9 protein-coding genes are annotated in these 15,927 nt (G+C 50.0%); all 9 read right to left on the reverse strand.

Translation table 11 applies throughout. The annotated features are described in order from the left end of the window. Positions 1 to 27 precede the first annotated feature (27 nt). The 9 genes from ACYVEA_RS10615 to ACYVEA_RS10655 all read right to left on the reverse strand — a co-directional run bounded on the left by ACYVEA_RS10615 (position 28) and on the right by ACYVEA_RS10655 (position 15,912). Positions 28 to 1,200 (reverse strand): SpoIIE family protein phosphatase, encoded by a 1,173-nt coding sequence (locus tag ACYVEA_RS10615; protein WP_461113400.1) that lies wholly within the window; start codon positions 1,198 to 1,200, stop codon positions 28 to 30. 61 nt (positions 1,201 to 1,261) lie between these two features. Next, positions 1,262 to 2,131 (reverse strand): sensor histidine kinase, encoded by an 870-nt coding sequence (locus ACYVEA_RS10620; protein WP_093823396.1) that lies wholly within the window; start codon positions 2,129 to 2,131, stop codon positions 1,262 to 1,264. 36 nt (positions 2,132 to 2,167) lie between these two features. Next, positions 2,168 to 5,869 (reverse strand): sensor histidine kinase, encoded by a 3,702-nt coding sequence (locus ACYVEA_RS10625; RefSeq protein ID WP_461113401.1) that lies wholly within the window; start codon positions 5,867 to 5,869, stop codon positions 2,168 to 2,170. A 46-nt stretch (positions 5,870 to 5,915) separates the two neighbouring features. After that, positions 5,916 to 8,495 (reverse strand): HEAT repeat domain-containing protein, encoded by a 2,580-nt coding sequence (locus ACYVEA_RS10630; protein ID WP_461113402.1) that lies wholly within the window; start codon positions 8,493 to 8,495, stop codon positions 5,916 to 5,918. Between the two features lies 1 nt (position 8,496). Further along, complete coding sequence (locus ACYVEA_RS10635) at positions 8,497 to 9,057, reverse strand: GNAT family N-acetyltransferase (RefSeq protein WP_461113403.1); 561 nt, start codon at positions 9,055 to 9,057, stop codon at positions 8,497 to 8,499. Positions 9,058 to 9,107: 50 nt separating this feature from the next. Next, complete coding sequence (locus tag ACYVEA_RS10640) at positions 9,108 to 11,762, reverse strand: TonB-dependent receptor plug domain-containing protein (RefSeq protein WP_461113404.1); 2,655 nt, start codon at positions 11,760 to 11,762, stop codon at positions 9,108 to 9,110. 35 nt (positions 11,763 to 11,797) lie between these two features. Further along, positions 11,798 to 14,950, reverse strand: coding sequence for a WD40 repeat domain-containing protein (locus ACYVEA_RS10645; RefSeq protein ID WP_461113405.1), 3,153 nt, complete (start codon positions 14,948 to 14,950; stop codon positions 11,798 to 11,800). Between the two features lie 44 nt (positions 14,951 to 14,994). Continuing rightward, positions 14,995 to 15,420, reverse strand: a complete 426-nt coding sequence (locus ACYVEA_RS10650) for an ATP-binding protein (protein ID WP_461113406.1) — start codon at positions 15,418 to 15,420, stop codon at positions 14,995 to 14,997. 177 nt (positions 15,421 to 15,597) lie between these two features. After that, positions 15,598 to 15,912, reverse strand: coding sequence for an STAS domain-containing protein (locus ACYVEA_RS10655; protein WP_093823383.1), 315 nt, complete (start codon positions 15,910 to 15,912; stop codon positions 15,598 to 15,600). Positions 15,913 to 15,927: the final 15 nt, after the last annotated feature.

Below are 15,927 nucleotides of genomic sequence, written 5' to 3' on the forward strand. Positions count from 1 at the left end.
ACGCTTAAAAAGAGGAAGAATCTACCATTAACCCGCATAATGCAAGGTGAGCGCCGTAATATCGTCGAACTGGGCATTTGTCCCAATAAACTCCTGAAGGTGCTGAAGCATCGTCTCATTAACGTGTTGAGGCTTAGCGGCATATGTCTCTTCGAGGAGTATTTTCTTGATACGTTCCATACCAAAGCGTTCGCCAGCCAGGTTATTGGCATCGGGCACGCCATCGGTGTAGGTAAAAAGTGTATCACCCGGTTGGAGCGTGAACGTAGCGGAAACGTATTCGTACTCGCCATCAATGCACAATGCCAGCCCTCCTTTCTTTTTCAGGACCTCAACTGTCTTGTCCTGGCGGAGAATCAGCGGAGGTTCGTGGCCCGCATCAATGTATTCCACAATGCCCGTTGTCAGATCCAGAATACCGATGAAGGCCGTTACGAACATCATCGACTGGTTATCCGCGCTTAAGAAGGAGTTGATCCGGAATACCTCTTCGTGGATGGCACCGCAATTTTTGTTGGAAAAGTGGCTTTTGAATATGGTTTTCGTGATAGCCATAAACAACGAAGCCGGCACCCCTTTGTCGGATACGTCTCCGATGATGAAAAACAGCCGGTTGTCGTCCATCAGGAAGTAATCGTACAAATCGCCCCCCACCATTTTGGCGGCTTTGAGGAACGCATGCAGATCAAAATCCGTCCGATCAGGAAACGGCGGATTCGTTTTGGGCAGCATAGCCTGCTGGATATCCTGGGCAATGTTGAGGTCGTTCTGAATGGCAATCAACTGGTCATGCTCCCGCTGCGAGCGCATCATCATCTCGATGTGGGCAATCGTTTTGTTGATTGTAATTTCCAGATCACTGAAGTTGATGGGTTTGGTGACGAAATCAAATGCTCCGCGGTTCATGGCCGTCCGGATATTGTCCATATCGTTGTACGCCGAAACCATGATCGCTTTCAGGTATGGGTTATTCATTTCGTTTAACTTCCCCAGAAACGTCAGACCGTCCATCTCGGGCATGTTGATGTCGGACAGGATTAAGCCGATGTCTTTGATTTCATCCAGCTTTTCGAGAGCTTCTGCGCCATTATTGGCAAAAATGAACTCGAAATCTTTATTCCGAATCTGCCGTCTGAACTGTTGCGTAATCAGCATTTCCATGTCTGATTCGTCATCTATACTTAAAATTTTGAAGGACATTGTTTGAGTAATTTAAAATTGTAGATGCTGTTTTTTCTGTTTTATATGGTTAAAATAGCGATTAATCGAGTGGTAGTCGAATGCTGAATTCGGTGAAAATACCGGGTTCCGAATCAACGTTTAGTTGGCCTTTGTGCAAGCCATTGATGATGTCATGGCTGAGCGAAAGCCCCAGCCCGGTACCGACACCAACCGGTTTAGTGGTGAAAAAAGGCATAAATAGTTTTTTCTTGACCTCCTCTGAAATGCCGTCGCCATTGTCGCGGATTTTAATCTCGATGGCGTCAGCTTCTTTGTGCGACGATATCAATATGGTTGGCTTATACGTATCTGGTTGCGTTTTACGGCGCTCGTTTACGGCATAGCAGGCGTTTAGGACCAGATTCAGGATGACCCGATTAAATTCATAGGGCGCAATGTTTATGCTCCCAATCGATGGGTCCAGTTGAAACGTCAGAGAAACATTGAACTGATTGTCGCCCGCCCGCATACCCTGATAGGCGAGTTTCGAAAACTCTTCAATCAATATGTTCAGATCCGTCTGCTCGAACAGCACTGATTCGGAAGAGCGAATTTGGGCGAGCATTCCCTTAATGATTCGCTCGGCCCGCGCCCCATTCTCCCGAATGCGTGATACGTTTCCTTTCAACATGTCCAGCACTTCGAGCAACTCTTCAGGATCGAACTGAGCCTGTAGCTTTACGGTAATGCTTTCCATCTCGCCGACAAGATCGACCGACAACCGCGCATAGTTGGTGATAAACGTGAGTGGATTTTTTATTTCGTGCAAAATACCCGCTGTGAGCTGGCCAATTGCCGCTAACCGATCCAGTTGCGCCACCCGTTCGCGGAGCGCCATCAGCTCAGCGTCGGTTACCGAGGGCGACTCGTTCAGATGGTCGGGTTCTGCTACCCCTTTTGGCGATTTCATAAAGCAATTGTTAAAAAGATTGAACGGGTCTGTAAGCTAATTGGCTATAGTAGGCAAAGTCATCATAATCTCAGTAAACTCACCTTCCTGCGAATGAATTTCAATTTTCCCTTTGTGCGTTTCAATAATATCCCTTGCCATAAACAGCCCCAATCCAGTACCTTTCGACGTGGGTTTAGTGGTGAAAAATGGACTAAATAATTTAGTGATTTCACGTTGAGGGATGCCTTTGCCATTGTCCCGGAATACGATTTCGACATGACCATTTGAGGCTGTGGTATCAATTCTGAATTCCGGTACAAAGTCTTTGGTCGATTTATTTTTTTCGTATAAGGTATAAAATGAATTACTGACAATATTCTCGATCACCTGCCCAAACTCATAGGGCAGCAGCTTGGCACGTATGGATTTGCTTTCCAGATCCATGACAAGGTTCACTGAAAAATCTTTATACTCGGTTTTGGCGTTCTGCAAGGCGGTTTTGGCCTTGTTTTCAATGAAATTGTTGACGTCGGTCTCCAGAAAAACCCTTGATTTTTCTTTCAATAATTTCTGCATGTCTTTCAGAATGCGGGTGGTGCTGTTACTATGCTCCTGAATCTTGGACAGATTGACTTTCAGCACGGCTAACTCCTCCGAGACTTCCTGCAGTGTTTGAGGTTTTATGTCATCTTTCTGACTTTCAATAACATCGATGAGCTCATTGATTAAATCATCCGATGTCTGAGAAAAATTATTAACGTAATTAAGTGGGTTCAGAATACGATCCACGATGCCCTTCGTTAGCTGCCCGACCGATGCCAGACGCTCCTGACGAATTAATTCGTCCTGTGTATTTTTAAGATCATTCAGCGTCGTTTCCAGGTCTTCCAGCAGCCGGGTTTTAATGAAGGCGGCAATCAGGTGTTCCTTCAGATTACAGATCATGCTGATGTCCCGCTGATCGAACGCATTGACCCGATTCGTGTTTTCGAGGGTAATAAATCCTTCAATGTGGTTGTCGGTCTCGATGACAATCGTAATCAGCGACTTGGGCGTAATCAAATCATCAATCGGGCTGTTGAGCGGTTTGTAGACTACGTCGTTCTTCAAATAAATATCCTTGTAAACTTCTACGCTTTGGGTCAGGAAACGGCTTTCGGCCTCCTCCTGGGTCAACTGGACCGACTCGACGTGTTTCAGGTCCAGATTTCCACGTAGTGCTTTGAACTTGAATGATTTGGTGGGTTTGTCGTAGAGCAGAAAGCTGGCACTGTCCATATTTCGGATGACCGAAAACTTGGTGACAACAGTCTGGAAGAGGTTCGCGAAATCGATTTCGGCGTTGATCGACTGAACGATCAGGTCAATTTTTTTCAATTGATCATTCTTGACCGCCAACTCCTCCGACTGCTTCTCCATCTCTAGCTTCTGCACAACCACTTCCTCCGTCCGTTCCTGAATCAGGTTCTCCAGTGTCTCTTTTTCCTTAACCAGTATGAGCAACCGCCAGCGGATCAATCCGTAAATAATCAGTCCGGCAACCAGCACAAACAGGCTTATGACCCACCAGCGTTCGTACCAGGGTGGCAAAATCCGAAACGAGTAAGCGGCTTCTTCACTGATTGTACCGTAAATATTTCGGGCTCTTACGCGAAACCGGTACGTGTTATGTGGCAGGTTGGTGTATTCTTTCCGGTTTTCAGTAGTCCATTCCGACCAGCCCTGGTCGTAATTTTCCAGCATGTATTGAAAGGAGAGCGCATTGGTAACGGCAAAACTGGCGGCTGAAAATTCAAAACTGATGTCGTTATTCTGATAATCCATCTGGGGCCGGGCCGTCGTGGACGTATCGGCCTGTTCGGCTTTTGAGAGATAGCCATTAAATAACACTTTTTCGTCCTTCGCCTGAATTTTACGAATCAGCGCCTGGAACGGGAGCTTGTATGACTTGTTGACCTTCGCATCGTACCGTACGATGCCATCCCGCCGGCCAAACCAGACCAGACTTTGTTGATCCGGGTAGACTACGTTCACGGGGGAACTCAGGAGGGGCAGAAAGGGCGTTACGATTGGCGTAAAGGTCGCTCCACGTTTTTTGTAAAGCGTAACGCCTTTTTTATCCCCGCTTACGGTCCAGATATCACCGTGTGCGTCTTCGAATAGATTGTCAAGCCAGTAGTGGGTTGCCGGTGTGTTGCTCCCGAATGGGTTGTAAAGGGCAAAGCGATTCTGTTGCGGATTGAATCGGTAAATGCCTTTCTCATTACAGACAAGCAGCCCCTGACTGGTGCGGGCAATCCGGTTATAGAGCAGCGTCGGCAGGCCCTGTTGAGTGGTGTAGTGGGTGATCTGGTTCGTTTTAGGCTGGAATGTATAAATACCATCCGTTGATGTTTCCATCCAGACCGTTCCGTTGGTCTCTTCGAGTATCCCAAAAATGCGCTCGTTCAGGCCCGGAATGGATTGATACGTTCCGGCTGTTAGCACACCCAACCCACTTTCCGTACCGACGTAAAGCCGTGAAGGATTGACTTCTGAGGCCGTAATGCAGAGCGCATAACTATCGGTAATAGCTCGTGCTACGTTGTTTTTTAGCTGATAAACGCCTTTGCTGGTGGCTATATATAAAGAACCACCACGCTCGGCTAAGGAGAAGCAACTGACATTCAGGCCTGCTACCGGGTGAATTGCCGTGTTGTCGATTCGAAACAACCCATTGATCGTCGCGAGGTAAACGATGCCATTGACACGACGGATATCCAGGATTTCGCCGGAGAGCCGGGTCGATTCGTGGAAAAGCGTGATGGGCGATGGTATTTCTACCTGGGCAAGGCCGTTGTTCAACGCCAGCCATAGATTCCCGTCGCGGCCGGTAAACATGCCATTGATTAACTGATCATTCAATCCGCTGATGCCCGTAATCAGTTGTTTGAGCTGGCCCGTGGGGGATAAAATGACAAGGCCACCCCGTACCGTACCAATGGCTAACGAGCCATCGCTGAGCACTGCACCCGTTGTCGCCTGACTTTTGGCCAGATACGTATTGACCGATGCCGGGAACTCACTGATCGTGTTGCCTGTCAATTGAAACAGCCCCTGGTTGCTGGTGATCAGCAGTTGTTTGTCGCTGCCGAGTGGCAGCATCGCTGGCATATCATAGATCGTAGGTAGATCACTGCTACGTCCTACAGGGCTGAATTTACCGTTATGAAAGCGGCTTAGTCCCTGCTGACGTAGAAATACGTAGATCACCTGATTGGCACCGAAGGCCGACATAATATCCGAGGTCGAAGGCCACTCCACTACGTTCTTGCCATTCCAAAGGAAAACCGTTTTTCGACTTATGAAGTGGATTCCTTCCTTTGTTTCCAGAATGGCGAGAATTTCTGTAAAGCGGGTTTTGATTCGCTGGTTTAAACTGGAAAATTCGAGTTTACCCGTACTGTCAGCCCGCAGAAACCCAAATTCACCATTGCCGCCCACATAAACTGTTCCATCCCGGGCCGTTAGTAACGCTGACACTTTGGTTGTGTTCCGGGTAGAAATCGTTCGCCAGTTTATTCCGTCATATTCTAAAACACCAGCAAAATTGGCCACGTATAAAACGCCCCGACGATCCTGCGTGAAAGCGAAATTCTGACTGTTTGCATCGTAGTCTTTGGGCAGATACACTCTCGCTGGAGGTGTACCAACACTAGCCGAAAGCTCGTCAGTCTGGGCATACGCCAGCAAGCTGCCGAACAGGCAGAGTAGCATATAGCAGAAAATGACGCGCCAAAATGACATAAGTATTGACTTCTAGTTATATAATTTGCGGTGAATCAGTCAAAAGTAATTTTCTCTGATGGAGCAACAAGTCTTCGTCTGCCATCCCTGCCGCCATTCGATTGGCCAGTTGGTATGGCATGGAATCGGGCTGGATCGCCACGACACGACATAACTCCTCAAATCGGGTGGGATTCAACTTATGCAATACGTAAAAGGCTGTTTCTGCCAGAAGCTCGTTTGACGAAGCCACATTGGCCACCAAAATAGCGGTTGGATCGGTTTCGTGCCAGTCCAGCAAAGCATGAACCGCTACCGCTTTTAATTCAGCCGATACGTTATTGAAATCTTTATTGATGATGTCATGCAATCGTTCCTCGACCGTCAATTGCTGTTGCGGATAGTTCACCGAACAGCGACGTAACTTTTCACTCAGGGGCATTTCGGCAAAAAGTGGCAATATCCGATCTTTCACCTCAGCAGGCAAGGCCGTATTGAGCAGTTCGATAAGATAGCCCGTCATATCACTGTTTTTGTGCGTAATTAACTCACCAATGACTTCAAAATCTGTGTTACCGTAAAGAATAATGAGTAACGTAAATACTTTAGGGACGATAGTCTCTTTTTCATGATTGAGCGCCTGCACGATAGGCGACGCTCTGTCATAGGCGGGGGCCAGGTCCAGCCGCGACGCAGCCAGCCAGACCAGCAGCGCAATCTGTTCATCCAGTTGCAACATAACCGTTGGCCGTTCGGTGCTCGTTACCCGGTGATGCAGGCGTTTCAGACCGTCAAAAATGGCATCGCGAACAACCTGAACCGGATAATTGATTCTGGGTCGCAAAAACCGCAGGGCAACCGGACCGCCAATTTCACTTACTACGTTCGCTACACATACCTGATTTTTAGTCAGTTGGCCACTTTGATTGAAAAACCGGGTCAGGGCTGGAATAATCGGTTCGCCGACCCGTATCAGGGCCGCTTTGGCTGTGTTGTGGTAGTAGTCCTGAGCCAGATAGTCAAGCAGGGATGGCCAGAGTTCCGGTTTTCCCAAGGCTCCGGCAGCCAGCAGGGCGGCTTTCTTGACATCCGGGTGTTCTTCTTCCTGCAACAGGTTCAGCAAGTGAACATACGCGTAGTAGCGCCCCGATCCACCCAGTTCTCTGGCTGCCTGTATTCGATCGCTTACGTTCCTGGAAGCCGCCAGCCGGACCATGGCGTCAAAGGACGCCGACGTTGTGATAGAAGCGGTTTCGTTTTGCTCAACCGCGATCACGTCGGGTCGGTTGCCCGCAAGTTTACTTCGAATGAGGGCTGCCGAACGGCTAACGGTTTCGCTGAGAATCGTTCCGTAAGCCGTTTGAATACGAAACGCCACCACCACCCATACCACGAGGAGTGGCAGGAAAAAATAGCTCAGGTGAACCATCGTAATGACGCTGAAACTATTCAGGAGCAACAGAAACAGGCCGGGCAGAATGTTGCCCAGTGCTTTAGGGCCTCCTTCGATGCTACTGGACAAGGCCGCTCGTTCGACCGTCGGAATTGGCTGGAAGAGGACCTGAAAGGCAGGATCACTAATCGATTTGCGGACAGCACTCATAAAAAAACGACTCAGCGCGATGAAGGCAAAAAAGAGCGAGGCTGTCCCGTAAAAGGTGCCGTATAGGGAGGCTACGCTATAACTAAATAGCAGCGACAGCGGAAGCATGACAATGCCAACGCGAATGGAGTAATTGGTAATGAGCCTGTTATAGAGAAATGTTTTGATCAATAACTCAACGACCGCACAGATACCAAAGAAGATACCCAGAAAGCTAGCCAATACGTCTTTACTGGGGAAACTGGCTCTGGACATCACGGTGAACATAAATTCAACGTAGACCAGCCCGGCAACGGGTAGCAACGACAAGACGTAGAGCAGCGAATAATAGGATTTGTTGACCCGTTTCTGGGTCGTAACAGGACTCGCTTTTACGGTATTCTGTTCTACCTTTCCGACCGATAGCTGAGCACGAAACCGCCGATTGGTGATTACCGACATACCCATGCAAAGCAGCAGGAACAGCAAGGAGATGAACAGTAATTGATCCGTTTGGATAAACTGTAGCAGAATGGGCACGGAGAAATAGCTGAGAATCGACGAAATAACGTCGCCCATGCTGATAAAGCCGAATAAGCGTTTGGATTGCTCCAGGCTGAAAACCCGCCCGGCGGTAGACCAGAATGTAACCCCATTGACGAAGACAAACACCCGGTTCCAGATAAACAGCGTAAAGTAAATCCATTTATTAGGTGCCCCAAGGCTGGCTAGGAGCAGCCCACCTACCGAGAGTACTAAAAACGACATCAGGAAGGCGTTCATTTGGGTGAATGACGCTTTCTGCCGTAGTTTCTGAACCAGTAACCCGAGCAGATAAACAAAAGAACCGCCGGCAATAAACGCCCATGGAAGCTGGGCACGGGTGAAACTGACAAGAAACAGAGACGTAGTACAGGTATAGAATACCGCCGACGCTACGCCCATAAACAGGGAATACAGCACAAACAGCAGTACAGTACGACCTTCGCCCGGCTGCATGTTGACTAGCTTATATACCTGTTTCAACTGGAACATGCTATAGGTTCTTTTTTAAATCGTACGACATAAAAAACAAGGGCCAGTGTGGGCGTTCGGGTGTATTATACAGCTCGCAGTGGTAGGTAAATCCTATTTTTTTCAGAGACTCTACCCGATATTCCAGTTGCGTGGCGCCCACAATTACGTCCAGACCCGACTGTATGGCATGTTCGACCCTGATCCGGTCCAGTGCATGGGCCAGCCCTTGGCCCCGATACTGCGGATCAACTACCATCCGGTTAAAGGACGCAATGGTTTTGTTCGTAAACTGCCCCCAGCATTCAGCGGGCAGCAGGGGCGCATAAGGCACCGTTTCCATCGTGGGGTGGAAACTCATCCGGGCGGCCGCCACCACGATGTCATCTTTGGTAATGACCCAGTGCTGTGATTTTTTGTCGAGCGATTCAATGAGCGTCGGGCGGTCGAAATACGTCTTATCGACCGCTGGTTCATTGCGCCAGGCACGCACACGCAACGACCCAATCTCGTATTCAAGATCTGAGAAAGGAACCTGCTCAAGGTGAAAATGTGCGTCCATCGTCATTGTAAGTGTTTCCATATCGTAAGGTTGTCCATACTATTCGACCTGACTAACGGTCGGCTTAATGACTATTTCTGGACTGATTCTTTGGGCGTTAGGGTGTAAAAAATCCCGAACGAAACGTACCGGCGATCCTGCGGATAGATATTGGTATACAGGGTATTGTCGGCCTCCCGGACACCGGGCACCGAGTAGTCATTGTCGAGCAGATTATTGACTGATAATTGCAGATTCAAGCCGCTTACCAGATTATGATACGTCAGGTTACTGTTCATCACGAAAAAGGCCGGAAAAGTCTGCTGCGGATTAAAGCTCCCCGATGTGCCCGCGCCCGTTTTGCGGGCACTCACATAATTTCCGGATACGTAGAGATGTAACTTCGGCAGGATCTGGTAATCGCCACCCGCGTTGACCATATAATCGGCCACATCGCTGAGCCGCTGGTCGGTGTCCTGATCGACGGGGTTAGTATACGTGAAATTCATCCAGGCATTCAGGCGGGTCGCTTTATAAGTAGCTTCACCCTGAATGCCCCAGATTTCGCGTCGGCCCAGAGCCTGAAACTGCTGCGTTGTTCCTCCCGTTTCTAACTGTACTTGTGCTACACCAACAGCGTTACTATACGTAGCATAATAGCCGACAATGTTGGCCGATAACTGCTTGGTGGCCTGAAAATAAGCACTCACGTCCAGGTTCTTTACGCGCTCGGGGCTCAGGCCCGGATTCGTCAGGGTGCGGGTGGCCGTTGTTCCGTATTTCTGCAGAAAAGACGCATCTTTAAACGCTTCGGCGTAAATGGCTTTGAAAATAAACTTGCTGTAATTGTAGATCGCTGCAAACCGTGGATTGGCCACCGTTCCGTAGCCGTTGTGCGAGCGAACCCGGTTGTTATCGACCCGCACGCCACCCACCAGTTTCAGGTCTTTCGTCGGGCGGTAGGTCACCTGCGAATAAATGCCCATGTCGGTGGTACGGAAGTTGTTGCCGCCACCCAGGGCCGCATTGCTGACGACAGATCCTGTTTCGTCAGCATACGGTCTTGTCGAGTTCAGGTAGTTGACCTGAATCTGGCCACTACGTACCTCGATGCCGCTGCTTACATCCACATTGTAGGCTGGTGACCAGAACAGACGAAGTTCGTTCCGGAGCTGGCTGGACAAGCGATACTGGTAAATGGCTGTTGCTTTCGGAATTGAATCTTTCGCCAGTTCCAGGAAGCTTAGCTTGCTGTTGTAATAGCCGTTGTAGGTGACCAAGTTGGTATTGCCATTGATTTCGTGCAGCAGATACGACGAAATATTTACCAACTGAAACTTGTCGTTGAATGGCTTTGAATACGTAATGGAGAACGCCCGGTTTTGCGTAATCCAGCGCGGACTGCCTTCTGTCGATAAGGTAGTTTTGTTGGTATACCAGGGCGTTGCGCCTTCGTTTGTTTTCCAGTTCAGGAATGAAATCGTCAGGTCTTTGAACTCCAGTTTGGCCCGGATCATCCAGTCGTTTTTCGTATTGCTGAACCGCACCGGTTGCCCGTTGAACGTATTGCCGAACAGGTTGTTATCCAGCGTGGCGGCTTTCTGAGCGCCCTGTTGGGTGAGCGTCAGCGCCGTCGCGGTATTGGTGCCGGGCGCATACGTAACGTTATACAGATTGCTGTTTGGGTAGCGGGTGAGCAGTTTACTGGTGTTGAGGTAGTTCTGCGCCCTGTAATTGCCATTGGCGTCGGTGCCCGTTATGTCGAGTTGTCCGGTGTAATCGGCCGCGGTTCGGGAGTCGAAATTCCACTGCGAATACCCGGACAGATCGCGCTCATCCGAATGAAATACCCGCCCGGTTATCGAGAAGGCCACATCCGAGGTACGTCCCCAGATCACGCCATCCATAAAATGCGTATTGAGACCGCCCGCCCGGGCATGCGCGGTTACGCCAATCTGGCGGCTTGGGCCGGGTTGGTCACGGTAATTTTTGGTGATGATGTTAATGACACCCACGAAGGCATTGGCTCCGTAGAGCGTTGAGGCCGGGCCGTAAATGACCTCCACCCGTTCGATGTTCGACAGCGCATACTGCGGAGAAATGAGGATGTGGTTAGAGACCAGGTCATTCTCTTCCACGCCGTCAATGAGCATCAACGTCCGGTCGTTGGAAATGGAACGATAGCCGCGCTGGTAAAAATAGGAGTAGCCAACGCCGTTTCCTTTCATCACGTCGAAGCCGGGCAAATCGTGAAGAACCTGCTCAAGATCCTGATAGCCGCGCTGGGCAAAGTCTTTGCCGGTCAGCACCATGATCGTAGCCGGTACGTACAGGATATTCTCCGCCTTTTTTGATACCGACGTAACCTGAACGATCTGCTCCTGCGACTCCCGAACGTAGCGAAACAAGGCTTTATAGCGCGGTGAGGCCGAGAAGTCAGGTTCAAACGCGGGATTCAGAGCCAGTAACTGGCTGATGGACTTCGAACTCTGCTGCATCGAATCAATGGCCAGATACGTCATCGACAGGATTTTCAGCGCCTGCACGCGGCCGGTTTCGCTGAATCCTTTTTCGGTACAGGGAGCCAGTAACGCAAAGACGTCATCGAAGTTGCCGGTAGCGTATCGCTTCGTGGCTTCCGGAATCGCGATCGATTCATCGCAATTTCCCTGCGCTACGGCAACCGTACCGAACAGGGTTCGAACGAGCAGACTACCGATGAACAGTATGTAGAAACGTGTATGCATAAATTCTCAAAAACTAGCTCCTCAAACCCAACTCCTCATTTTTCGTATGGTATATCTTTCCCGATATACTTCGTCCATTCCTCATCCGTCAGGCTACGTTTCACTTTTTTCGATAGCTCGTCGTACAGATCGGTGGTGTTCACGTTACGTATGCGAACGGTTTTGTCGGCCCCGCAGGCAATCAGGTTTTTGCTGTCGTTTGAGAAGCAAATCCCCATCACCCAGGCGTCGAAATCGCTGATGACAATGGGCTGTTGCTGCTGCGCCAGACTGCTGTAATCCCAGATATGAATGGACCAGTCGGCACTGCAACTGGCCAGTAATTTTCCATTGGGGGTAAAGGCCAGATCATTGACCGTAGACGTGTGCCGACCTGACAGTAGATTGCCGAATGTGTCAGGCTCATCGTTTTTGAATCCCCAGGCATACACAAAACCCGCCTGGGTACCGGTGATCAGCCGATCGCCATCCGGACTAAACGTCAGGGCCGTCACCCGGTTGCCAAACTCCCGTCGTGTATAAACACTGGGTTCTTTTCGGAGGCTGGCCAATTCGTACCGAAGCACCCGTCCGTTGTTGGAGCCGCAAATTAGGTACTTGCCGTCTTTGGTCAGGCTGGCGCAATAAATGGGTGCCCTGGTCATAACATCCTGCACCGGCGCCAATCCAATTGCTGAAGGCTGCCATGTACGTATATGTCCATCATTACTGATCGAAATCAGTTGCGAATGATCCAGTGTAAACAGCAGCATCTGAATCGGTACATTGTGCGCCTGAGCCGCCCCCGTTGGCATGTCCGACTGGGCCGGGTTCCAACTGTACATCATGCCCTTTTCGCTGCCGCCGTAAATCGTTTTGCCATCTTTGCTAAAGGCAATACTTCGTACGCCATCGGTATTCCGCTTGGACGTACTCAGTGTAATGGGGGACTTTGCCGGATGAGCGTACGACCATACTTTCACAGTCCCATCATCACTGCTGGAAGCCACCATCTGTTCACCACCAGGCTGCATCACTACGTTGCGCACTACGTCGGCGTGCCCGCGCAGAACTGTCCGGGCGTCCGTGGCTTTCGCCAGGGCATTAAAAATGTCTGGATTGTCGGATTGGCCTCCGTTTCTTAGGTTTAATGTATAGGCTTTCAGGGCTAATAATGCGGGCAGATCATCCTGACCCGTTTCATTCATCTGGTAGGATTGAATTGCGATGGTCCGGGCTATGGCTTTACTACGTTGCTGTTCGGCAAATTTCTGTGACGTAACGGCTTTACTACGTTGCGTTTCGGCATCTTTCTGGGCGATTTCTGCCCGATTCTGTTGCTGGAGTGCATTCTTTCGGGCTCCTTCGGCCTGCAGGCGTTGGGCTTCTGCTTCGGTACGGGCTTCTTCGGCGCGTTGCTTCTGGCTAACGGCCATCTGGCGGGCGGCCTCCGCTTCCTGGCGCTTTTCTTCAGCCGTTTGCTGTTCCCGTACGGCAATGACCCGCTGCTCTTCCGTCAGCCCTTTTTGCTGCTCGGCGATGATCTCCTGCTGCTCGGCAATTTTCTTCTGTGTAACGGCTTCGCGGGTTTGGTTCTCGGCGCGTGCCCGCTCGAACAGAGCAATCCGTTTTTCGGCAAGGGCTTCTTCCTCACTTTGCTGCGCCTGCTTTCGCAACACAGCTGAAATGATTAGAAACATCAGGGAAATTAAAGCGCCGATGCCCAGGAAAATGGCAAAATTGCGCGCTCGTTTCAGTTCCTTTCGCTGGCGGTCTTCTTTGTTCTGAATGGCGAAATCATGCTGATCGCGGCTATATTCCAGAAAATTGATCGCCCGTTCCAAGTAGGGATCATACCGATTGGCCCAGGCTTGTGTCGGGCGATTTTCTGCCAGCCATTTCAGGCCAATCTGCAATTCGGGATTGGTCCACAGGCCGCTTTTACCTTCGTGGTACAAGGTCGCTGAATTGCTGATCTGTTTGTAGAATTTGGCCGATTCGGTCTCTTCCCGCACCCAGGTCCGCAGCCGTTCCCACAGCACCATAATCCGTTCGTGGGAAATATCGATAATGAGTGCCAATTCCGTTTGAATAGTGGTAGACGGGGTTAGAAACGCTACGTCCGGCTCCCGAAATCGATTCAATACGTCGATAAGCTGATCAGGATCAATGCCTGTCAGCTCAATAAGGGTACTAACGGGTATGGGTTGAATGGCACTCGAATTACTTGACCCCAGCACGAGCAACGCTTTAAACAGTTTCTCGGCGATGAGTCGGCTTTTGTCACCCGGCAAATCGGCGTACACTTCTTCGGCATGCACCGTAATGGCTTTCTGCATGGTGCCAATGGCCTCATAATCGCAAACCTCAATGGGCTCGTCGCCTTTCTTGTTGAACAGCCAGTAATTCCACGTACGCATCAGCGCATGCTGCAGAATGGGCAGTTGATCCGATTTGCTGCCCAAGTCTTTGAGCAGCCGGTCGGTCAGGTCAGGGGAAATGCGCGCGCCCATTACGTTAATGGGCGTTGTGATCGCCTGTCGAATCTCCTCCTGATTCATTTTGGGGAGCAGGTAATAGCCCTTGTTGATGGCTTCCGTTAGCCCCTCGTAGTCTGTGCAGTCATCCAGGTAATCGGAGCGCATGGTCAGGACTACGTAAACCGGGTATTCCTGTCTACGGGTGAAATCCAGCATCAGGTCAATAAACCGGGCGACTTCCTCCCGATTATCCTCTGCCTGATGGTAGCGAAACAGCTCCTCAAACTGATCAATGATAATCAGCAGGTTAGCATCTTTGCACCAGTTCATGAGTGCTTCAGGGTCCGTTAACAGCAGCGTCTCGACGAATTCGGGCGAGACGTGTGCTGCAAACGTATGATCCCGCGCACTAAATGCCTGATGCAGGGCGCGGGCCATATTCCGGATTGGCGTGGCCTCCGGATTGAAGAAGGCAATCTGCCACGTATTGAAAGCCGAGGCAATCAGCCGATTTTCGATCAATTGCGGAATAAGACCCGCCTTGACCAACGACGATTTGCCGCTACCCGACGACCCGATGATAGCTAAAAAGCGGGAATTCGTCAGCCGATCCCGCAAATCACGAATCTGATTGTCGCGCCCAAAGAACAGATACGAATCTTTAAGCTCAAAACTCCTTAATCCGGGAAAGGGATTGGTATAGGTAACCTTGTTGTAGACTTCTGTCATATCGTCCTCCCGAATCGTTTTCTCAAAGTCACAACCCTCTGGTATTAAGCGTCCCCCACCTTAACAACGAAGATATTTCGATTGCGGTGGTTCGCGAATTCGTAACGAAATTTATCAACGGCATTGATGGTCAAATGAATGCCCATGCCTCCAATAGGTCGTTCTTCAAGCGGCTTGTTGAAGAATTCCTCCGTGGGTAATGTATGCTGAAATGGATCGAACGGGGGGGCGTCGTCTTCCAAAACTACCTCAATCTGATTGTCCTTGTGGTCGACCTGCAGGTCAATCACGCCCGACTTGTTATTTTCTTCATAGCCGTGCATGATGATGTTGGTCGCAATTTCATCAATGGCCAACAGAAGGTTGTACGTCGCCTTTTTAGACAATCCAACCCGCTGCGACTCTTCTTTTACCTCCTGCCGGATACCCTCGAGTGAATCGAGGGTACCCGGAAACGTTTTGCGTTCCATCGTAGTAGGATTGAAAATGGATACTAACCCGGATTACTGCAGTGGGAGCTAATTCGCTTTAACTGTGGCTTGGTGACAACTGCCGAAGCAGTGAATGCTAATTATCAGTACCGTTCTTTAACTGTGCCACAGCCAGACGAATACGCTCCCACCGGGCCGAACCCAGATGGTTCGGCCTTAAAGGTACTGATCCACGATATTGACGCTGTGCTGAAGGCCCGTTTTTTCGAGCGTTTCCAGAACCGATTCCTGGGGCTTGACGATGTAAATAGCCAGGTTGGTACCCATTTTCTGCTTGGCGAAAATCAGGACGCGCAGCCCTGCCGACGAAATAAAGGTGAGGTTCTCAACGTAGAGAATCAGCTCATCTGGCGATCCGGTTGCCAGTTTCTCAATTTCCTTTTGAAACTCACGGGCCGACAGCGAATCGATTTCGCCCACCAACGTGATCTTGGCAATTTTTTTGGCTTCTGAGAGTATGTGAAAACTCATTTTAAGACTTGTTTT

It is taken from the genome of Spirosoma jeollabukense (genome assembly GCF_054777855.1).